At 70.6% G+C, this 19,346-nt stretch carries 19 protein-coding genes and 1 tRNA gene; 12 read left to right on the top strand and 8 right to left on the bottom strand.

Annotation, left to right across the window (positions count from 1 at the left end; all coding sequences use genetic code 11):
• The first annotated feature begins 103 nt into the window (after nt 1–103).
• Nucleotides 104–778: an RNA polymerase sigma factor gene (locus tag ACQP0P_RS37890; protein WP_433364929.1), complete on the top strand. Its 675-nt coding sequence runs from the start codon at nt 104–106 to the stop codon at nt 776–778.
• Complete coding sequence (locus ACQP0P_RS37885; RefSeq protein ID WP_433364926.1) at nt 771–1,826, top strand: CU044_5270 family protein; 1,056 nt, start codon at nt 771–773, stop codon at nt 1,824–1,826. Before ACQP0P_RS37890 ends, ACQP0P_RS37885 begins: the two co-directional genes overlap by 8 nt.
• Before the next feature lie 172 nt (nt 1,827–1,998).
• Here ACQP0P_RS37885 and ACQP0P_RS37880 read toward each other — a convergent pair whose 3' ends face one another.
• The gene (locus ACQP0P_RS37880; protein ID WP_433364923.1) at nt 1,999–2,802 is read right to left on the bottom strand and encodes a helix-turn-helix domain-containing protein; all 804 of its coding nucleotides are present in this window, start codon (nt 2,800–2,802) and stop codon (nt 1,999–2,001) included.
• 201 nt (nt 2,803–3,003) lie between these two features.
• On the opposite strand from ACQP0P_RS37880, the gene ACQP0P_RS37875 reads away from it, so the two are divergent.
• Both ACQP0P_RS37875 and ACQP0P_RS37870 read left to right on the top strand, forming a co-directional pair.
• A complete protein-coding gene (locus tag ACQP0P_RS37875) occupies nt 3,004–3,237 on the top strand; it encodes a hypothetical protein (protein WP_433364920.1) in 234 nt (77 codons plus the stop codon).
• 32 nt (nt 3,238–3,269) lie between these two features.
• A complete protein-coding gene (locus ACQP0P_RS37870; protein ID WP_433364918.1) occupies nt 3,270–3,626 on the top strand; it encodes a hypothetical protein in 357 nt (118 codons plus the stop codon).
• A gap of 39 nt (nt 3,627–3,665) precedes the next feature.
• On the opposite strand, the gene secA2 is transcribed toward ACQP0P_RS37870, so the two are convergent.
• Nucleotides 3,666–5,876 carry an accessory Sec system translocase SecA2 gene (gene secA2 / locus ACQP0P_RS37865; protein ID WP_433364915.1) on the bottom strand — a complete coding sequence of 737 codons (2,211 nt, stop codon included), beginning with the start codon at nt 5,874–5,876 and terminating at the stop codon, nt 3,666–3,668.
• Between the two features lie 349 nt (nt 5,877–6,225).
• Here secA2 and ACQP0P_RS37860 point away from each other — a divergent pair, with 349 nt between their 5' ends.
• The gene (locus tag ACQP0P_RS37860; RefSeq protein WP_433364912.1) at nt 6,226–7,017 is read left to right on the top strand and encodes a class II aldolase/adducin family protein; all 792 of its coding nucleotides are present in this window, start codon (nt 6,226–6,228) and stop codon (nt 7,015–7,017) included.
• A 65-nt stretch (nt 7,018–7,082) separates the two neighbouring features.
• On the opposite strand, the gene ACQP0P_RS37855 is transcribed toward ACQP0P_RS37860, so the two are convergent.
• Complete coding sequence (locus ACQP0P_RS37855; RefSeq protein WP_433364909.1) at nt 7,083–8,033, bottom strand: EamA family transporter; 951 nt, start codon at nt 8,031–8,033, stop codon at nt 7,083–7,085.
• Between the two features lie 233 nt (nt 8,034–8,266).
• Here ACQP0P_RS37855 and ACQP0P_RS37850 point away from each other — a divergent pair, with 233 nt between their 5' ends.
• The gene (locus ACQP0P_RS37850) at nt 8,267–8,632 is read left to right on the top strand and encodes a VOC family protein (RefSeq protein WP_433364906.1); all 366 of its coding nucleotides are present in this window, start codon (nt 8,267–8,269) and stop codon (nt 8,630–8,632) included.
• Nucleotides 8,633–8,801: 169 nt separating this feature from the next.
• On the top strand, nt 8,802–9,689 hold the full coding sequence (locus tag ACQP0P_RS37845) for a DMT family transporter (RefSeq protein WP_433364903.1): 888 nt from the start codon (nt 8,802–8,804) through the stop codon (nt 9,687–9,689).
• Between the two features lie 17 nt (nt 9,690–9,706).
• On the opposite strand, the gene ACQP0P_RS37840 is transcribed toward ACQP0P_RS37845, so the two are convergent.
• The gene (locus ACQP0P_RS37840; RefSeq protein ID WP_433364900.1) at nt 9,707–10,870 is read right to left on the bottom strand and encodes an FAD-dependent oxidoreductase; all 1,164 of its coding nucleotides are present in this window, start codon (nt 10,868–10,870) and stop codon (nt 9,707–9,709) included.
• A 73-nt stretch (nt 10,871–10,943) separates the two neighbouring features.
• Here ACQP0P_RS37840 and ACQP0P_RS37835 point away from each other — a divergent pair, with 73 nt between their 5' ends.
• The gene (locus ACQP0P_RS37835) at nt 10,944–11,531 is read left to right on the top strand and encodes a TetR/AcrR family transcriptional regulator (protein WP_433364897.1); all 588 of its coding nucleotides are present in this window, start codon (nt 10,944–10,946) and stop codon (nt 11,529–11,531) included.
• A 119-nt stretch (nt 11,532–11,650) separates the two neighbouring features.
• Here ACQP0P_RS37835 and ACQP0P_RS37830 read toward each other — a convergent pair whose 3' ends face one another.
• A complete protein-coding gene (locus tag ACQP0P_RS37830; RefSeq protein WP_433364894.1) occupies nt 11,651–12,238 on the bottom strand; it encodes a GNAT family N-acetyltransferase in 588 nt (195 codons plus the stop codon).
• Between the two features lie 420 nt (nt 12,239–12,658).
• Between ACQP0P_RS37830 and ACQP0P_RS37825 the strand changes: the two genes are divergently transcribed.
• Both ACQP0P_RS37825 and ACQP0P_RS37820 read left to right on the top strand, forming a co-directional pair.
• Nucleotides 12,659–13,834 carry an acyl-CoA dehydrogenase family protein gene (locus ACQP0P_RS37825; RefSeq protein WP_433364891.1) on the top strand — a complete coding sequence of 392 codons (1,176 nt, stop codon included), beginning with the start codon at nt 12,659–12,661 and terminating at the stop codon, nt 13,832–13,834.
• A 28-nt stretch (nt 13,835–13,862) separates the two neighbouring features.
• Complete coding sequence (locus ACQP0P_RS37820; protein WP_433364888.1) at nt 13,863–14,963, top strand: acyl-CoA dehydrogenase family protein; 1,101 nt, start codon at nt 13,863–13,865, stop codon at nt 14,961–14,963.
• A gap of 60 nt (nt 14,964–15,023) precedes the next feature.
• Here the strand turns inward: ACQP0P_RS37820 and ACQP0P_RS37815 are convergent, their stop codons facing one another.
• On the bottom strand, nt 15,024–15,626 hold the full coding sequence (locus ACQP0P_RS37815) for a TetR/AcrR family transcriptional regulator (protein WP_433364885.1): 603 nt from the start codon (nt 15,624–15,626) through the stop codon (nt 15,024–15,026).
• Between the two features lie 208 nt (nt 15,627–15,834).
• Here ACQP0P_RS37815 and ACQP0P_RS37810 point away from each other — a divergent pair, with 208 nt between their 5' ends.
• On the top strand, nt 15,835–16,593 hold the full coding sequence (locus ACQP0P_RS37810) for a nuclease-related domain-containing protein (protein ID WP_433364882.1): 759 nt from the start codon (nt 15,835–15,837) through the stop codon (nt 16,591–16,593).
• 139 nt (nt 16,594–16,732) lie between these two features.
• On the opposite strand, the gene ACQP0P_RS37805 is transcribed toward ACQP0P_RS37810, so the two are convergent.
• The gene (locus tag ACQP0P_RS37805) at nt 16,733–18,085 is read right to left on the bottom strand and encodes a vWA domain-containing protein (protein ID WP_433364879.1); all 1,353 of its coding nucleotides are present in this window, start codon (nt 18,083–18,085) and stop codon (nt 16,733–16,735) included.
• Nucleotides 18,082–18,933: an AAA family ATPase gene (locus ACQP0P_RS37800; RefSeq protein ID WP_399528775.1), complete on the bottom strand. Its 852-nt coding sequence runs from the start codon at nt 18,931–18,933 to the stop codon at nt 18,082–18,084. The genes ACQP0P_RS37805 and ACQP0P_RS37800 overlap by 4 nt, the downstream gene beginning before the upstream one ends.
• 101 nt (nt 18,934–19,034) lie before the next feature.
• On the opposite strand from ACQP0P_RS37800, the gene ACQP0P_RS37795 reads away from it, so the two are divergent.
• Nucleotides 19,035–19,108 (top strand) — tRNA-Lys (locus tag ACQP0P_RS37795).
• The last annotated feature ends 238 nt before the right edge of the window (nt 19,109–19,346 follow it).

Genomic DNA, 19,346 nt, shown 5'->3' with positions numbered 1-19,346 from the left:
GGGGGCGGTGCGACATCCGGGGGATGTCCTCGTCGCCTTCGGGAACCGCGAGCGCTCGGGAAGGCAACAACGGGTGTCCTGACCAAGAGCCGAGAGGCCGGATATGAGCGAGACGAGCCGGACCGGGACGGAGGCCGGCGCGGTCCTTTTCCCCGACGAGGTTCTTTCCCACGATGAGGTGGAGGTCCCCACCGCGGGGGCGGGGATCGACGACGCCTCCCTCATCGAGCGGTCCCGGCGGGAGCCCGAGGCGTTCGCCGAGGTCTTCCAGCGGCACGCGCCGGAGATCAAGCGCTACGTCACCCGGCGGCTGGGGGTCGACGCGGCGGAGGACGTGGTGGCGGACACCTTTCTGGTGGCGTTCCGCGGGCGGGAGGGCTACGACCCGTCCCAGCCCAGCGCGCGCCCGTGGTTGTACGGCATCGCGACCAACCTGATCAGGCGGCACCGGCGCGTCGAGGTGCGGCAGCTGCGCGTTCTCGAACGGACCGGTGTCGATCCAGTGACCGTCCCGTTCACCGAGCGCAGCGACGAGCGGCTGAGCGCCGACGCGGTACGGCGGAGCCTGGCGGCCGCCCTGGCGGGGCTGCCCTCGGGCCACCGGGACGTGTTGCTGCTGGTGACGTGGGGTGGCCTGACCTACCCGGAGGCCGCCCGGTCGCTGGGCATCCCGGTGGGCACGGTCCGCTCGCGCGTCAACCGCGCCCGGAGCAAGGTACGCAGGCAACTCGGCGGGGTCGATCCCACGTCTGTCAGTGAGGAATCCGTCCATGAATGAGATGACCCGGTTGAACCGGCTGCGCTCGGAAGTGCCCCGGCCGGGAGCGCCGGAGCTGCGTGCCGAGGAGCGGCGGCTGCTGTCGGAGATCGCCGCTCTCGGCACGGCGCCGCCCGCCCGTCCTGGTCGCCGGACGGGCCGCCTGCCGGGCCGTCAGGTGAGCCTTCGGGCGAACCTCCGTACGAGCATCGCGTTGGGAGCCGCGGCCATGGCGGTCACCGGGGTCGCGGTTGTCGGCGCCCGTTCGCTCCCCTCGTCGGAATCGGCGGTCCAGGTGGCGCCCGTGGCGGTGGTGGAGGTCCTCCGGCGCGCCGCCGACACCGCGAGCCGGCAGGACGAGCTGCACCCGAGGCCCGGCCAGTTCCTCGTCTACGAGTCGCAGGCCATGTTTCCGGTCAAGCTGGAGGAGGGGCGCTACCTCGACCGCAGCATGATCAAGCTCTGGCTGCCGGTCGAGGGTTCCTCCCTGGATGAGGGGGTTGTATCGGTCAAGCACCTGGAACCGGAGCCCTACCCGGGAGAGCCGCTGCCCGCCGAGGCCAGGCGACGGGCCGGGGGCGGGGGCGAGCCGTCGAAACTTGAGGGCATCGACATCCGTCCCGACCACCTGCGCACCGACTACGCCCACCTGAGCCGGTTGCCCACCGACCTCGCGGGGATGCGCGAGCACCTCTACACCGGTCTGTCCGGGGGGCCCCTCGATCACTACGAGGCCTGGGGGCGGGTCGGTTCGATGATCACGCAGGCGTACCTGCCGGCCGCCCAGCGGGCCGCGCTCTTCGAGGCGACCGGCACGATCCCCGGGGTCGAGACCGTCGACGGGGTCAAGGACGCGGCGGGACGCACGGGGGTCGCGGCGGCCATGGCCAACCGGGAGGGCGGGGTGCGGCACGAGTACATCTTCGACCCCGCCACCTACCTGTACCTGGGCGAGCGGGTCGTGGTGGTGGACGCGGCCAGGGCCGGGGCGCCGGTGGGCGGCGTGCTGACCTCGACGGCGCTGCTGAAGGTCGAGGTGGCCGACCACGCGCCCAAGGTCGCCCGATAGCCGGGGTTCCCCGGGGGGACGGCGCAGGCGCTGGTCTCTGTCACCATTGCCCCATGCGCGCCTTCCGTCTCCTGCGCGCCGCGGTGTTCGCGGTCGTGGGCGTGACGATGTCGCCGGCCACGTACGGCCCGGCCGGGGGTGCCCCGGCCGGGCCGCCCGCGCTCCCGCCGGGTCAGTCGGGGTGGTGCTGGTGTTGCAGGTAGGCGGCGGTCTCGGGGTTGGCGGGGAAGTACGCCTCGATGGCCAGCTCGGCGACGGTGATGTCCAGCGGGGTGCCGAAGGTGGCCATGGTGCTGAAGAAGGCCAGCTCCCGGTAGCCTCGGCGGAGCCTGAGGGGGATCACGATGTGACCGGGTCCTGGCCGGTCTATCTCGGGTTCCGGCTGGTCGCAGGGGTAGTCGTCGAGTTCCCGCCAGAGCGCGGCCAGTTCGGGGTCGGCGGTGAGACTCATCTGGCGGCGGAGCCGGTGCAGCAGGTGGGCCCGCCACTCGCCCAGGTTGATGATCCGCTGTGCTATGCCCTTGGGGTGCAGGCTCAGCCGGAGCACGTTGACCGGGGGGACCAGCAGCTCGGGAGCGACCCCGCGGAGCAGCAGCCCGGTGGCGGGGTTGCGGTCGACGAGGTTCCAGCGCTGGTCGACGACCACCGCCGGGTACGGTTCGTGGCCGCTGAGCACCTGTCCAAGGGCCTCGCGTACGGAAGCCATGTGCGGGGAGTCGAGCGGCGTCTCCGAGTAGAGCGGTGCGAACCCGCCGGAGAGCAGCAGGTGGTTGCGCTCGCGGAGGGGGAGGTCCAGCTCCTCGGCGAGGTGCAGGATCATCTGCCTGCTCGGTTTGGACCTTCCGGTCTCCACGAAGCTCAGATGCCGGGTGGAGATGTCCGCCTGGATCGCCAGGTCCATCTGGCTCATTCGCCGGCGCTCCCGCCACTGGCGCAGAAGCTCACCTACCGGCCGGGACGCGCTGGTGGTGGTCATGCGGCCCACGATAACCGGTGATGATCAGTAAAACCATTACCGAGCACGTAACGCTTGCCATGACGCCGGGGTGGCTCACATCTTGCCGTGCCTGGGCTGCGTGGTCGGGGCGCTGGAATTTATGCCCACGTACTACAGTAAACCGCCGGGCTATTGTCCAGTTCGCTGGACGGCTTCCGTCCAGTACGCTAGCTTCCGTGCGTGCTTCAGACATACTCCGAGATCCGCGATCGGATTTACGAACTCGCGCGCCGACATGCCCTGCGTCCCGACTGGGTCGACGCGGGCAGGACGACACGATCCCTGCTGCTCTACAACTCCGATCAGGTGGTGGTCGCCCGTTCCCGGGTCCCCATGCGTCATATGGACCCCGACCTGCTCGCGGCTCTCGCTCATGACTTGGAAGACGTGTTCGGAAAGGGATGGATGGAATGACCGGGACACCCCTGCGGCTCACGATGAAGGCCGTGCGTAAGACCGACTACTGGATCGCGCTTCCGGTGGATGCACCCATCAAGGGAGGCGTTTCCGGCGATACCCTCGCGGAGCTGTACGAGGAAGTGGAAGCAGCCAAGCACTTCATCCTCGGCGCTCCCTCGGAGGTCGAGATCATTGTGACGTATCTGTATGAGGTGGCTGGTGTTCCGCCCACGGTGCTCGACGCCTACAAGGAGCTTCGAGCGCGGCGCGATCAGGTGGCCGCGCAGCTCGGTGAGACCGCCAGAGAGGCAGTGGCGGCTCTCCGGGCCGCGGGCGTCTCTGTTCGCGACAGCGCGGCCCTGCTCGAACTGTCAAAGTCGCGTGTGGATCAGCTCAGCGCCTGAAGTACTGTCCTCTCTGGCGTGACGGCCTACGGTAGGCGGTCAGCGGTGGCGGACCTTGGTGGTCAGGCGGTTGAGGATGCGGTCCCACTCGGTGCCGAAGGGGTTGTCCTGGACGAGGTAGGTCCAGGTGGCGGTGGGGCGCTTGAGGCCCGCGCCGTCGAGGTCGAGGCCGTCCGCGGTCACCGTGGCGGTCTCGAAGGTCTCGACCGAGCGCGACTCGATCTCGGCCAGCAGGCGCTGGTAGGCCGGGACCGCGTCCTTGTGGAACTCGTCGATCGGGTTGAGCCGCCCGAGAACCCGCAGGTGGATGCCCTCTCGCAGCTCCCCCAGATAGGCCAGGTGGTCGGCCCAGCCGCGGTCGAGGTGGAACAGCACGATCTGGCGGGCGGCCTCGTGGAGCACCTCCTCGTCGACGCTCTCCGCGAGCTCCGACCATCGCTCGGGAGCGGCCGAGGCCATGGCCTCGCCGGCCACCCGCTCGTGCAGGACCCGGCCGCGGCGCTCCAGCAACTGGCCGCGCTGGCGCTCCAGCAGCCGGGTGTAGCGCCAGGTGTTGCGGTGGATCTCCATGTTGACGCCCTCGGCGACCCGCTGGGCGTGGCCCACCAGGGAGTGTTCGGGCACGCCCTTGGCGTACTCGTCGGCGACGTAGTGGGCGATCAGCTCGTCCTCGCCGCTGACGTAGAAGATCGAGCCGCCGGGGTCGCCCTGACGGCCCGCGCGCCCGCGGAGCTGGTCGTCCAGGCGGCTGCTGGTGTGCCGGCCCGAACCGATGACGTACAGGCCGCCGAGCTCGTCGACGCCCTCGCCGAGACGGATGTCGGTGCCGCGCCCGGCCATCTGGGTGGAGACGGTGAGCGCGCCGTGCTCCCCGGCCCGGGAGATGATGGCCGCCTCCTCGGCGTCGTTCTTGGCGTTGAGGACCACGCACTCCAGCCCTCGGCCGCTCAGGGTCAGCGCCAGGCGCTCGGACTCGGCCACGTCCATGGTGCCGATCAGGATCGGCCGGCCGGTGGCGTGCACCTCGGCGATCTCCTCGACCAGCGCGAGGTCCTTCTCCATCCGGTACTCGAAGAGCCGGTCGGGCTCGTCGGTCCGCACACACGGCCGGTTGGAGGAGACCACGGCCACCTTGAGGTCGTAGAACTCCCGCAGCTGGTCGCCGACCGCGACCGCGGTGCCGGTCATGCCGCACTTCTCCGGGTAGCGGGTGATCAGCGCCTGGACGGTGATCGAGTCGAGGATCTCGCCGGTCTCCGAGGGCGACAGCGCCTCCTTGGCCTCCACCGCCGCCTGCAGCCCGTCCGGCCAGCGCTGCAGCAGCGCCACCCGGCCCCGCGACGGGTTGATCAGGTGCACCTTGCCGTCCCGGACGATGTAGTCGACGTCCTTGGTCAGCAGGGCGTGCGCGTGCAGGGCGAGGTTGACCTCGGTCAGCGTGGCGGGGGTGTCGTAGAGGTCGAGGCCGAGCGCCTGCTCGACGGTGTCGATGCCCTTGGTCGTCAGGTGGACGTTGCGCGCCTGATCGTCGAGCTCGTAGTGGTAGCCCTTGACCAGCTGCCTGACCAGCGCCGCCATCTCCGGCACCGCGTCACCGGGGTCGGCGGCCCCGGCCAGCACCAGCGGCACCCTGGCCTCGTCGACCAGCACGGAGTCGGCCTCGTCGACCACCGCCACGGCCGGCGCGGGCACGATCAGGTCCTCCACCCGGGTGCTCAGCCGGTCGCGCAGCACGTCGAAGCCGATCTCGCTGACCGAGCCGTACGTCACGTCCGCCGCGTACGCCGCCCTGCGCTCCTCGGGCGTGGAGCTCTGCCCGATCCAGCCGCAGGAGACGCCGAGCGCCTCGTACAGCGGGCCCATCCACTCGGCGTCACGCCGGGCCAGGTAGTCGTTGACCGAGATGACGTGGACCCGCTTGCCCTGCAGGGCGTATCCGGCGGCGGCCATCGCACCGGACAGGGTCTTGCCCTCGCCGGTCGCCATCTCCGCGACGTTTCCCGACAGCATCGCCAGCATGCCGACCAGCTGCACGTCGTAAGGACGCAGGTCGAGCGTGCGGCGCGCGGCCTCCCTGAGGATCGCGCAGAACTCCGCCAGGTCGTCGACCGAGGGCGTGGGCAGTTCGTCGAGCGCGCGGATCCGCTCCTCGCGGGTCCCGGCATCCGCCACGACCCGCTCGAACTTCGACAGGTCGATGGTGCCGGGGCGTTCGAGGAAGCGCCTGAAGAGCTGAGTTATCGAGGCCACGTCTCCTCCAACGCCCGTTTGCGGGCTCGCGTTCCGTCTCTTCGCACATTGTGGTGCAAAGATCGATTGTTCATGGATCGGAGCGGGTCCGCGAGGCCCGGTCGGTGCCGGGCGGCGGCAGGCGGCGCGTCGCGGACATCGGGCCGGTGGGACGCCGAGGCGCCAGGTCACCGGCCCGACCAGTGCAGCAAGATACAGATTTATCGGCGGTTTGTTATGTCATGGCGTAATAAATCGGACTTATTCTCTGCCGGGGAGGCGTGGACGTCCCCGATGATCGGCACGAAGGTTGTGAGACCGCCGAACATACGACGACCGCCGCGGAAACGACGACCGCCCTGGAGGCACGATGAGCCTGTCCGACCTGCAGCCCGTTCCCACAGACCAGCTCGCCTTCCGGCTGCCGCAGAAGTTCGAGACCGTCGCCGAGGAGCGCCGCCACCGCCAGGAGCGGCTGGTCGCCGCGCTGCGGCTGTTCGGCAGGTTCGGCTTCGAGGAGGGGGTGGCCGGGCACATCACGGCCCGCGACCCCGAGCACACCGACCACTTCTGGGTGAACCCGTTCGGCCTGTCGTTCAAACACATCAAGGTCAGCGATCTGATCCTGGTCAACCACGAGGGCCAGGTGGTCGAGGGCCGCTACCACGTCAACCAGGCCGCGTTCGCGATCCACTCGATGGTCCACCAGGCCAGGCCGGACGCGGTCGCCGCCGCGCACAGCCACTCGGTGCACGGCAAGGCGCTGTCCTCGCTCGGCACGCTGCTGGAACCGCTCACCCAGGACGCCTGCGCGTTCTACGAGGACCACGCGCTGTTCGACGACTACACCGGTGTCGTGGTGGAGACCGAGGAGGGCCGCCGCATCGCGCAGGCCCTCGGCTCCCACAAGGCCGTCATCCTGCGCAACCACGGCCTGCTCACGGTCGGCGACAGCGTGGACGCCGCCGCCTGGTGGTTCATCACGATGGAGCGCTCGTGCCAGGCGCAGCTGCTGGCCAAGGCCGCGGGGCCCACCGTCCAGATCAGCCACGAGAACGCCAAGCTCACCCACGGCCAGATCGGCAACGACACGGTCGGCTGGATCAACTTCCAGCCGCTGCACGACCAGATCGTCGCCGCCGAACCCGACCTGTTCGACTGACGGCCCGCGAGCCGCACGCCCTCCCGCTGGGGACGGTCGTGCGGCTCGCGGGGATTTCGTACGGCTCAGGTCGTGCCGCTCCCGCCTCCCCTCTCGCCCGCGGCGAGCAGGGCGACCGCGCCGAGCAGCAGGACGCCGCCGCACGCCGCCGGCAGGGTGAGCCGTTCGCCGAGCAGCAGGATGCCGAGGAGCGCCGCGCCGACCGGCTCCACCAGGGAGATCACCGAGGCCGTCGTGGCACGCACCGCGGCGAGACCGGTGAAGAAGAGGCCGTAGGCCAGTGCCGTCGGAACCGTGCCGAGAAAGGCGATGATCGCCCAGGAGGCGAGCGGGTCGCCGGAGGGCAGCAGGCCCTGGGCCAGCGCGACGGGCAGCAGGCAGAGCCCGCCGACGACGAAGCCGCCCATGGCGGTGCGGTACGGCTCGCCGGAGGAGGCCCGGTTGAGCAGGGTCACGCCCGCGTACCCGGCCGCCGACAGCAGCGCCCACCCGATGCCGGCCGCGGAGAAGGTCGCGGAGCCGTCGTCGAGGGTCAGCATCGCCAGACCGGTCAGGGCGATCGTGACCGCGCCCAGCCCGGCCGCGCCCAGCCGCTCACCCAGGAGCAGCCGCCCACCCGCGGCGACGAGGACGGGAGTGGCGCCTATGGTGACCACCGTCGCCACGGCCAGTCCCGATCCGGCGATCGCCGCGAAGTAGGCGGTCTGGTAGACGGCCATCGCCACGCCCGTGACCAGGATCCGCCCGAGGGCGGCCCCGAGCCGGGGCCTTCGGATGGTGAGTGGGGTTCCGCCGAGGGCCGGGTCGTCTCCGGCGGGCCGGGTCTCCCCGAGGCCGAGGAGACGGCCGGCCAGCAGGAGCATGGCGGCTCCGGCGGCGAACCGCCAGAAGGAGACGGCGACGGGGCCGAGCCCGCCCGCCTGGTAGAGCAGCGCGCCCGCGGCACCGCCGGTGCCCCAGGCGGTTGCCGCGATGGACACGTACAGCAGGCCCCGCCGCACGGAGACATGCGTCATGGAGGTCTCTCCAGATGAGGTGATTGTCGTCAGGTCGCCCGTATGCGGACGGCAAGCACCCACCGGACCGCTCGGGTCCGGTCGTCAGGAGAGAGGCCGCCCGCTAGCGGGCGGTCGGCGGGGCAGTGATCAGAAACACGGACCCACCATAGCGAGGCGTTCCTCGCGATGGCCAACGTGTATTCCGCCCGTACCTGACAGCAGATGACAGGTATGGGGGGGACGATCGTGCCATGACCATGACAGCGAAATTCCTCGCCGTGAACATAGACTGCGCCGAGCCCAGGCGACTGGCCGAGTTCTACGCGGCGGTCTTCGGCTACCAGGTGCAGTACGCGGAAGACACCTACGCCGGTATCGGCGACGGCACGATGACCTTCTACTTCCAGCAGAACCTCGACCGCAAGCCCGCCGCCTGGCCCGGCCCCGACAAGCAGTTCCACCTGGACGTCCGCGTCGCCGACGTGGAGACGGCGGTCCGGGACTACCTGGCGATCGGGGCCACCAGGCCCGACTACCAGCCGGGCGAGGGAAAGTGGGTGGTGCTCGCCGATCCCGAGGGCCACCTGTTCTGTGTCTGCCCGATGGGCGACCAGTAGGTCGTCTTTCGAAGCCCTCCGCTGCCGAACCCGGCGAGCGTGAACCGGCATCGCACCGGCATCGCACTGGGCGGCCCGCCGCCGGGTGGGACAAGAAGCGGTGCAGGTCTCTACCCGTTCGTCTCGCGCTCTAAGCTTGCGGGGTGACCCAAGAAGCGCTTCTTCCCAGATGTCCTGTTCGCTCTGCGGGGTGGCGATGACCTGGGTCGGGATATCGATCGCGCTGGTCGGTGCGCTGGGCTACGCCCTGGGGGCCGCGCTCCAGCAGTTCGAGGCGGTCTCCGAGGGCGCCTCGCTGAAGCTGATGAGGCGGCCCCGCTGGTGGATCGGTGGTGTCATCGGGTTCACCGGGGCGTCCCTGCACGCCGTCGCCCTCAGCTTCGCGCCGCTGATAGCGGTGCAGCCGATCAGCGTGGCGACACTGGTGTTCGCGGTGCCGCTGGCGGCGATACTGCACGGCAGACGCCCGCACCGGGCGGAGATCAGTGGTTCGATCGCGGTGGCCGTCGGGCTGCTCGGCCTGTTGCTGCTGGTTCCCGTGCACCCGGTGAAACCGCACATGACGAACCAGGAGGCGCTGGGCTTCCTCGGCTGCGTCGGGCTGGTCATCGTGGCGACCCATCTGCTGGGGCGGAAGATGGGCGGCTCGGCCAAGGCACTCATGCTGTCGGTCGCCGCCGGAGCGATGACCGCCAGCGTCTCCACCTTCGTCCGGGTGGTGGGCGGCAACTTCGGCGGCGACTTCGGCACGCTGCTCAACTGGTTCACGGTCGCCATCCCGGTGCTGCTCGTCTGCGCGGTCGTGTTGCTGCAGAAGACCTACGAGGTGGGTTACTTCGGCATCTCCTACGCGGCGGTGCAGGTGGTCGACCCGATCACCTCGATCCTCGCCGGTGTGTTCCTGCTCGACGAGGCGGTGCCCACCGGCTGGCTGAACGTGGTCCCCGCGCTCTTCGCGGGCGCGCTGCTCGTCTGGGGGACGGTCACCCTGGGGAAGCTCTCCCCGGACCACGGGGTTCCGGCCTCGGAACGCGAGAAGGCGACGGTCTCGCCGTAGGCGCCCTTCGTGGCGGGTCAGGTTGAGGGCGGCGTCCAGCCGAGCACCTCGTCCATCGCGTCGTTCATGCGCGAGGGGGCGAGCCGCCAGCTGAGCGCCGTCATCGTGTCGCGCAGTCGCACGGCCAGCGGGTTGCGCACCCGGGTGACGCGGCAGATCGCGGCGGACCTGGCCACGATCCCGGAGGTGCGCTCCAGCCGGGCGGCGGTGTAGCCGGCCAGCACGTCGTTCCCGCCAAAGGACACGGTGCCCGTGCCGTCGCCGACCACGTGGGCCAGCACCACCGCGTCCTCGATCGCCTGGCAGGCACCCTGGCCCAGGTTGGGGGTCATGGCGTGCGCGGCGTCGCCCAGCAGCGCGACCCTGCCCCGGTGCATGGCGGGCAGCGGGGTGGCGAGGTGGTGGACGTCGTTCCGCAGCACCCGCTCCGGTGTGGCGGCGGCGAGCAGCTCCGGGATCGGGGAGTGCCAGTCTCCGAACAGCCGGCGCAGCTCGGCCGACTGGTCCCCGCCGCCACCGCCCGCCGGGACGGTGTCGGTGGCGTAGCAGTAGGCCATCTCCCCGGCCAGCGGCATGACCCCGAAGACCTTTCCGCGTCCCCAGCTCTCGTAGGCCCGGCCGGGAACGCCCTGGGCGGGGACGAGCAGCCGCCAGGCGGTGACGCCCGAGTAGCTCGGGGCGGGGTGAGCCGGAAACAGCGTGGACCTGACGGGGGAGTGGATGCCGTCGGCCGCGACCACCAGGTTCGCCTCCGCCTGCCCGCCGGCGAAGGTCACCAGGCCGCTGTCCGGGTCGACCCGGGTGACCTCGGTGTTCAGCCGGACCGTACCGGTTTCGAGGCGTGAGGAGAGCGCGCCGGCCAGATCCGCGCGGCGCAGCAGCACCACGGAGTCGCCGCCGTTGCGCGCTGAGGCGGCCTCCGCGCTGGTCCGCACCATCCACCTGCCGTCGGAGCGCCGGATGCCGCCCGAACCCTGGATCGCCGACAGCCCGCGAATCTCGTCGCCGGCCCCGATCGTGTCGAGCGCCTTGAGCGCGTTGGCGGCCACGGCCAGGCCGGAACCGACCGGCTCCAGGGACGCGGCCCGCTCGAAGACCGTCACCTGCCAGCCCCGCCGCTGTAGCGCCACCGCCGCCGTCAGCCCGCCGATGCCCGCTCCGATGACCGCCGCGTGTGCCATGTCCCTCTCCTCTACTACGGATGTAGTGGAAGTTACTACGCCCGTAGTTAAACTACAAATGTAGTATTCGAGGGTGAAGTCCCAGCGTGCCGAGATCATCGCCGACACCGCCATCGACCTGCTCGTGGAGCGGGGGATGCGCGGCCTGACCCACCGGGCCGTGGACGAGGCGGCGGGGCTGCCACCGGGGTCCACCTCCAACCTGGCCCGCACCCGGTCCGCGCTGCTGGAGCTGACCCTCGACCGGCTCACCCGGCTGGAGTCCGCCCTGTTCGCGCCGCTCCTCGACGCGCCGGAGCCGGACGCGGTCGACGTGCTCACCGAGATGACGGCACAGCTGCTCTGGGCGCAGCTGACCGTCGGCCGCCGTCGGACGATCGCCCGCTATGAACTGGCCCTGGAGGCCACCCGCCGTCCCGAGCTGCGCACCATCTACGACAGGGCCGGCGAGCACTTCCGCGATCCCGTGGTCGCGATCCTCGCCGCCGCCGGGTCGGCCGATCCGGTACGGCACGGGCGCCAGGTCGTCGCCTTCGGCGAGGGTGTCATGTTCGACGCCATCGTCGGCGCCGGAGCCGAACCGACCCTGGACGACCTCCGCCTGGGGATCGGGGAACTGCTGCGCGGCATGCTCGGCAGGGAGGGCAGGGAGGGCCGGTAGGGCTCGGCCGGAGCGTCGCGGAGACCGGAGGGGCCCGGAGCCCGAAAGGCTCGGGGGCCGGCGGAAATCCGGGAAGCCGGGGAGGCCCGGAAGGCCGGATGGGCCGGTTCGGGAGCCGTTCAGCGGGCCAGGCCGGTGAGGCGGGCGCGGTGGGCGGGCCACTCGTCGTCCAGGATGCCGAAGTAGACGGTGTCGCGCCAGGTGCCGTCGGGGCGGCGGCGCTGGCGGCGTAGGGTGCCCTCGTGAACGCCGCCGATGCGCCTGATCGCGTTCTGTGAGCGGGTGTTCAGGTTGTCGGTCTTGAGCTGCACCCGGTTCACGCCCAGCGTGTCGAAGGCGTGGTCGATCAGCAGGACCTTGCACGCGGTGTTCACCGCGGAGCGCCACATGGTTCTGCCGTACCAGGTCCAGCCGATCTCGATGCTGTCGGCGTACCCGGGCGTGTCGATGTAGGTGGTCCAGCCGACCGCCCGGCCGGTCTTCCTCGGCACCACCGCGAACGGCACGTAGTTCGGTGCCCCGACCAGCCGCGTCGCGATCCGGGCCAGCTCGGCCTCGGTGCGCGGGGTGGGGGCGGGCATCCAGCGCCACACCTCGTCGTCGCCACCACCGGCCAGGAACAGGTCGGGGATGTGGCCGTCGGCCAACGGCTCCAGCCGTACGGTGTCGTCTTCGAGGGTGGTGGGGGCGGGCATCTGCGCGGTCATGGAAGGGACTTTAGGACTCCGGGTGGACCTGCCCGAAGGTCCACTCGGCAGCTCTTTTTTGGGGACCACTCGGGGGTCCTGTTCCGGCACGGAGCGGGGATCCCGTGAATTTCGGCATGGCCGGGTGTGTCGACAGGCGTACCGTCTGGTCGGTACACTCTCCGGCAGACCGTGAGGAGATCCCATGGATTTCGTGTTCCAGACCGGGACCGGGCAGTCGCGGGGGCGGCTGCCCGACGTCATGGACGAGTCCGCCCATCCGGTGCTCGCGGCCCGGGTCGCCGGGCGCTGAGGGTCTTTTGAAAAGCACATGACCTGACCTCGCCGTTCTCCCTCCCGCGTGCCGGGACTGCGGGCGGTGCCAGGGGGCCCGGGATCGCCGGGCACCCGAATCGATGAAGATCGACGAAGGGAGCGTTCGTGGCGCTGGACGAAGAGGCGGTCAGGGAGCGCGCTGTCGCGTTCCTGGCCGCGCACGACCCCGCGGGGGATCGGCTGGAGTTCCTGCGGGCCAGGTTCGACGCCGGGCTGGCCTGGGTGCACTTCCCCGAGGGGCTCGGCGGGCTCGGGGCCGCCCGCGAGTCGCAGCACGTCGTGGAGCACGAGCTCGCGGGGACGCCGCAGATCAACCCCGGGCTGCAGACGATCGGGCTGGGGATGGCCGCGCCCACGATCCTGGCGTTCGGCACCGACGAGCAGCGCAGCCGGTTCCTGCGCCCGCTGTGGACAGGCGAGGAGATCTGGTGCCAGCTCTTCAGCGAGCCCGGCGCCGGCTCCGACCTGGCCACGCTCGGCACCCGCGCGGTCAGGGACGGGGACGAGTGGGTCGTCGACGGGCAGAAGGTGTGGACCTCCGGCGCCCACCACTCCCGGTGGGCGATCCTGGTCGCCAGGACCGACGTGGACCTGCCCAAGCACCGGGGGCTCACCTACTTCGTGTGCGACATGCACGCCCCCGGGGTCGAGGTCAGGCCGCTACGGCAGATCACCGGCGAGGCCGAGTTCAACGAGGTCTTCCTCACCGGGGTACGGCTCGGCGACGACCTGCGGCTGGGAGAGATCGGCGACGGCTGGCGGGTCGCGCAGACCACGCTCATGAACGAGCGGGTCGCCATCGGCGGCGCGCCGGTCAAACGGGGCGGCGGCATGGTCGGCCTGGTCGCCGAAGCCTGGCGCACCCGGCCCGAGCTGCGCACCCACGACCTGCACCAGCGGCTGCTGCGTCTGTGGGTGGAGGCGGAGGTGACCCGCCTGGCCGGGACGCGGCTGCGCGAGCAGCTGTCCGCCGGGCAGCCGGGCCCCGAGGGTTCCGGTATGAAGCTCGCCTTCGCCTCGCTCAACCAGGCCCTGTCCGGGCTGGAGGTCGAGCTGCGCGGCGAGGAGGGCCTGGCCTACGACGACTGGACCTTCCGCCGCTCCGAAGGCGTCGACTTCGTCGGCCGGGGTTCCGGATACCGCTACCTGCGCGCCAAGGGAAACTCCATCGAGGGCGGCACCTCGGAGATCCTGCGCAACATCGTCGCCGAGCGCGTGCTCGGCCTGCCCTCGGAACCCCGCGTCGACAAGGACGTCCCCTGGAAGGACCTGCCCCGATGACGTACGACGCGAAAGTGGTGAGCGACCGGTGACACTGCTTTACACCGAGGTCGAGGAGGAGCTCCGCGCCTCCGTACGGGGCCTCCTCGCGGACCGCTGCCCGGCCGACGCCGTGCTGAAACGGGTCGAGTCCGAGGCGCCGTACGACATGGATCTGTGGAAGACGCTGTCGCGGGAGATCGGGGTGGCGGGCCTGCTCGTGCCGGAGGACTACGGCGGGGCGGGGGCGTCGGCGCGCGAGGTCGCGGTGGTGCTGGAGGAGCTGGGACGGGCGGTGGCGCCGCTGCCGTTCTTCACCAGTTCGGTGCTCGCCACGAAGGCCCTGCTGAACGTCGGTGAGGAGGACCTGATCCAGGAACTCGCCTCGGGCGAGACGACGGCGGCGCTGGCGGTGTCGCTGGCGGCCTCTCCGTACCGGCCGTTGCCGGAGACCGTCACCGTCACGGACGAGGGGCTCCTGAACGGGGAGATCAGGGCGGTGGCCGGCGCGGACGTGGCGGACGTGCTGCTGGTGCCCGTCGGAACGGCGCTCTACCAGGTGGACGCGGAGAACGTCCGGATCGACGTGCTGCCCTCGCTGGACCTGACCCGGCCGATCGCCACCGTCGCCTTCTCGGACACCCCCGGGCTGGCCCTCGGCAGGCTCGACGTGCGAAGGGTGCTGAACTTCGGCGCGGGGCTGCTCGCCTCCGAGCAGCTGGGCGTCGCCGAGTGGTGCCTGGGCACGACGCTCGCCTACATCAAGGAGCGCCACCAGTTCGCCCGCCCGGTGGGGTCCTTCCAGGCGATCAAGCACCGGATGGCCGATCTCTGGCTGGACGTGGTGCGTGCCCGCGCGGCGGCCAGGAACGCCGCCGACCTGCTGGCCGGGGACCAGGCCGGTTCCGGCGACGCGGAGACGGTCCAGAGCCGTGAGCTGGCGGCGGCGGTGGCCAAGTCATGGTGTTCCGAGGTGGCGCTGCACGTCGCCGAGGAGAGCGTCCAACTGCACGGCGGGATCGGGATGACCTGGGAGCACCCGGTGCACCTGTATCTCAAGCGCGCTAAGGCGACCGAGATCGCGCTCGGCACCCCCGGCGCCCACCGGGAGGCCGTGGCGGCTCTCGTGGACCTGCCCGCCCCCGTCTGACCTTCTCCCCGCTCGCGGACCTGTCCCACCCGGTCCGCGAGCGGGTGGGAACTGGAAGGCTTACTTGGTAAAGGGGGGCTGCTCCGGGCGGAGCGAGGTGAGGAGCAGGTCGGCGAAGTGCGCCCCCAGCTCCGGGCCCGAGAGCGGGCCCTCCGCGCTGTACCAGGTGCCCAGGTGGTGCACGGAGCCGAAGAAGAAGTCGACGACGATGTCGGCGGGCACGTCCTTCCTGAAGGTGCCCTCCTGCTGGCCCTCGATGACCAGGTCGCGGAAGCGCTCGTGGTAGCGGCGCCGCTCGGCACGGACGACCTTGCGGATGTCGGGCGTGAGCAGGTGCATCGACCGGAAGAAGATCTTGGAGTCGTCCAGGTTCTCCACGGTGGTCGCCACGACGTCCGCGGCGGCGGTGTACAGGCGCTCGGCCACCGGCCTCGAGCTCTCGGCGAAGTGGGTCAGCCGCTCCATCTGCAGGTGCAGCACCCGGCCGTAGATCTCGCGGAGCAGGTCGTCCTTGGAATCGAAGTAGTGGTACATGGCGCCCTTGGTGACACCGGCCGCCGAGACGATCCCCTGCACCGACGTGCCCTCGAAGCCTCGCTCGGCGAAGAGGCGGGTGGCCTCGCCGAGCAGGCGCTGCCGTACCGGCTCCTGGTCCTGAGTCATAACGTGTCCCCCATGCTGTGGTGAGGGAAAGCGTACCGACTGGTTGGTCAAGCAGGCGGCTGATCGACGGAGACGTGTTACTTGCGTCACCTTCGCGAGTGGACGATAGCTGGAGCCCCCAATTGGGTATTTCATAGTCCAAGGATCTTCAGTGTGGCAGGTCCCCCCGTTTTCCTTCACGACCGCATCGAGCCATGGGGGGTTCGTCATGCCCGGCGGATCTATCTACGTGACGCCAGTCGACCAGGTTCACGGCCTGTCGCCCCAGGTCATGTACGAGCAGTTCTGGCTCAAGGAAGTCACCCATCGCAGGAAGATGCGCGGGGTCAAGGCGGCCGTCGGCCTGGCGGTGGGCGTCGCGCTGGCCTACCGGTTCAACCTGTCCGCGCCGATCCTCGGGCTGCTGTGCGGCCTGCTCGTCGGTGCCGCGGACGCGTTCTGGACCTGGCGCGAGTACGACGCCACCGCCGTCTGGCGAGGCAGGCGCAGGGGCGAGACCATCACCGGCAGGCTGCTCCGCCGCAGGCTGCGCAGGGCCGGCTACCACGTCCTCGACGGCCGGGCCATCCCGGGCAAGGCCTCGATCGACCACCTGGTCATCGGTCCCGGCGGCGTCTGGGTGGTCGACAACGAGGCCTGGCATCCGGAGACCGAGATCGCCCGGTACGGCGACCGGCTGTTCCTCGGCGAGAAGTACGGCACGAAAACGGCGAAGGCGCTCGTCGAGGTCTCCGAGTCACTGGCCGAGGTGCTCTCCCGCGAGTCGGGCATCCCCGTCACCATCGAGCCGCTGCTCGCCGTGCACGGCGGGCAGCTCAGGCGGTCGGTCACCGCGGAGGGGCTCACCCTCCTCAAGCCCCGCCTGGTCGCGCGCTGGATCAAGGACGGTCCGCGGGCGGACTTCGACGACGCCCAGGTGGAGGTGCTCGCCAGGACCGCGGCCCGGGTGCTGCGCCGGATGAGCTGACCGTACGGGCCGACCGCGCCCGGCCCACCCACGATGGGCGGGAGCGCGGCGCTCCGGGCATCGCGCCCGGAGAACCGATGGAAGCGAACACCTGGAAGCGAACGCCTGGAAGCGAACGCCGTCGCCCGGCGGAGTCCGCTCAGGCGAGTTCCTCGATGAAGGCCGTCAGCTGCGCGACGTTCCGGCACTCGTGCATGGGCACGATCCCCCCGTACGCCGTCGCCACCGAGTCGCCGGTGTCCCACTGGGCGGTCGGCTCCGGGTTGAGCCAGTAACTGTGCCGGGCGTCCCTGGTCAGCCGCTTCAGCGTCTCCAGCGCGGGCGGCTGGTAGTTGGACCGGGCGTCGCCCAGGATCAGCAGTGACGTCTTCGGCCCGATGGCGTCGCCGTACCGCTCGGCGAACGTCTCCAGCGCGTGGCCGTAGTTGGTCCGGCCGAACCGCACCATGTCGGCCTCCCGCACCAGCCGGGTCATCGCCTCCGCCACGTCGGCGCCGGGTACGAAGAACCGGGTGATCTCGTCCACGGTGTCCACGAACCCGAACGCGCGGACCTTGGTGAACTGCTCGCGCAGCGCGTAGGTCAGCAGCAGGGTGAAGTGGGCGAAGGCGGCGACCGAGTCGCTGGTGTCGCAGAGCACAACCAGTTCGGGTTTGTGCGGGCGGCGCGGCTTGTTGAAGGTGGTCAGCGGCACCCCACCGCTGGACAGCGAGGCCCGTACGGTCCTGCGGAAGTCGAGGCGGCCGCGGTGGCCGAGCCGGTGCTTGACGGTCAGCCTGGCGGCGAGGCGCCGGGCGAGCGGGTGGACCTCCCTGCGGAGCCTGGCCAGGTCGGCCTTGGTGATCCGCAGAAAGTCGAGCCGCTCCAGCGGCGGGCGTACCGAGGACCGGGCGATCCGCTCGATTCCGGAGTCCTCGGCGATCCGGCGGCGCACGTCGCGGGAGACGGCGTCCTCGAAGCGCCTGGTGTTCTCGCCGATCCGCTGCCGGGCGACCTTCTCGGCCAGCCCGCCGCGCTCCTGGCCGGCGAGGACCTCGGCGAGCAGGCGCGCCATGAGCGTCTCGGGGGAGAGCGCCCGCATCACCGAGTAGGAGAACCAGTTCTGCCTGCCGGGGCTCGCCACCTGGCGGCCGAAGCGCTCCACCATCGCCCGCGCGAACTCGTTCATCCCCTCGGCGCCCAGCAACAGCTCGGCCAGCCTGTCGCGCAGCTCGGGGAGCTCGGCGGTCTCCAGGTCCGGTTCGGCCTCGTGCGAGGACCGCAGGCCGGTCGTGGAGGCGGGGAACCACAGGTCGAACAGCGTGTCGAAGCCCGGCCGGTGCGAGGGCCGCTTGACCAGCGTCGCGGCGTACGCGGCCCGCAGCGACTCCCGCTCGGTCAGGTCGATCACCTCCAGTGCCCTGGCCGCGTCCAGCCCCTCGGCCAGCGACACCGGCAGCCCCGCCTCGCGTAGCGCGTGCACGAACCCCACGTGCCGGTCGAGCAGGCTCACAGGGCCAGTTCCTTGCGTGCCCGGGTCTGGTCGGAGGCGTGCTTGAGCACGACGCCGAGGGTGGCCCCGATCGCCGCCTCGTCCAGCTCGGTCCTGCCCAGCGCGATCAGGGTGTTGGCCCAGTCGATCGTCTCGGCGATCGAGGGCGCCTTCTTCAGCTCCAGGGCGCGCATGGTGGCCACCGTACGGGCGAGTTGCTCGGCCAGGGCGGCCGTGATCGTGGGCACCTGGGCCAGCACGATGTCGCGCTCGCGCTCCGGTGTCGGGTACTCCAGGTGCAGGTAGAGACAGCGCCGCTTCAGCGCCTCGGAGAGCTCGCGGGTCGCGTTGGAGGTCAGCACCACGTAGGGCTTGCGTACGGCGGTGATCGTGCCGAGCTCGGGGATGGTGACCTGGTAGTCCGACAGGATCTCCAGCAGCAGCCCCTCCACCTCGACGTCCGCCTTGTCGGTCTCGTCGATCAGCAGGACCGTGGGCGTCCGGGACCGGATCGCCGCGAGCAGCGGCCGCTCCAGCAGGAACTCCTCGGTGAAGATGTCGTCGTGGGTGGCGTCCCAGCTCTCGTCCTGCCCGGCCTGGATGCGCAGCAGCTGCTTCTTGTAGTTCCACTCGTACAGCGCCCTGGCCTCGTCCAGCCCCTCGTAGCACTGCAACCTGACCAGTTCGGCCCCGGTCGCCGCCGCCACGGCCTTGGCGAGCTGGGTCTTGCCCACGCCGGCCGGTCCCTCTGCGAGGAGTGGTTTGCCGAGCGCTCCCGCCAGGAAGACCGAGGTCGCGATGGAGTCGTCGGAGAGATAGTCGACGGCGCTGAGCCGCTCGCTGGCGTCGGCGGGCGAGGCGAACCACATGTGTGCTCCCAGTACAGGACCGAATGTTGTTCTAGCTTAGCCGCTGATCGTCACGGATTTCGAAGCCCTGCCCGATGTGCGCTATCCTTCAAGAGCTTCAAGCGCCGCTAGCTCAGTTGGTTAGAGCAGCTGACTCTTAATCAGCGGGTCCGGGGTTCGAGTCCCTGGCGGCGCACCGGCAGGAAGCCCAGGTCAGTGTCACTGACCTGGGCTTTCTTCATTCGGCGATCAACCCGACCGGCCCGCCGGCACATCAAGATCACGCTTGGCCGCTCCGTGGTCGCCCGCCTGTCGTGATCTTGTTTCCGTCATGATCCATCTGCGGTTCACGGCTCTGTCGGTTGTGATCACCTGGACGGCCGGCAGCGATCGGGGTCCGATTACCCTGCCGCCGTGGGAACCGACGTCTACGG

The organism is Streptosporangium sp. CA-115845, from assembly GCF_050943795.1.
Taxonomy (GTDB): Bacteria; Actinomycetota; Actinomycetes; order Streptosporangiales; family Streptosporangiaceae; genus Streptosporangium.
Note: the sequence above shows the minus strand (reverse complement) of the source record. Positions and strands in the feature narration are given on the sequence as shown.

Coding starts and splice junctions, on each gene's coding strand:
- ACQP0P_RS37890 (WP_433364929.1), top strand. CDS start 104: ATGAGCGAGACGAGCCGGACCGGGACGGAGGCCGGCGCGGTCCTTTTC.
- ACQP0P_RS37885 (WP_433364926.1), top strand. CDS start 771: ATGAATGAGATGACCCGGTTGAACCGGCTGCGCTCGGAAGTGCCCCGG.
- ACQP0P_RS37880 (WP_433364923.1), bottom strand. CDS start 2,802: ATGACCACCACCAGCGCGTCCCGGCCGGTAGGTGAGCTTCTGCGCCAG.
- ACQP0P_RS37860 (WP_433364912.1), top strand. CDS start 6,226: ATGAGCCTGTCCGACCTGCAGCCCGTTCCCACAGACCAGCTCGCCTTC.
- ACQP0P_RS37855 (WP_433364909.1), bottom strand. CDS start 8,033: ATGACGCATGTCTCCGTGCGGCGGGGCCTGCTGTACGTGTCCATCGCG.
- ACQP0P_RS37850 (WP_433364906.1), top strand. CDS start 8,267: ATGACCATGACAGCGAAATTCCTCGCCGTGAACATAGACTGCGCCGAG.
- ACQP0P_RS37845 (WP_433364903.1), top strand. CDS start 8,802: ATGTCCTGTTCGCTCTGCGGGGTGGCGATGACCTGGGTCGGGATATCG.
- ACQP0P_RS37840 (WP_433364900.1), bottom strand. CDS start 10,870: ATGGCACACGCGGCGGTCATCGGAGCGGGCATCGGCGGGCTGACGGCG.
- ACQP0P_RS37830 (WP_433364894.1), bottom strand. CDS start 12,238: ATGACCGCGCAGATGCCCGCCCCCACCACCCTCGAAGACGACACCGTA.
- ACQP0P_RS37815 (WP_433364885.1), bottom strand. CDS start 15,626: ATGACTCAGGACCAGGAGCCGGTACGGCAGCGCCTGCTCGGCGAGGCC.
- ACQP0P_RS37810 (WP_433364882.1), top strand. CDS start 15,835: ATGCCCGGCGGATCTATCTACGTGACGCCAGTCGACCAGGTTCACGGC.
- ACQP0P_RS37800 (WP_399528775.1), bottom strand. CDS start 18,933: ATGTGGTTCGCCTCGCCCGCCGACGCCAGCGAGCGGCTCAGCGCCGTC.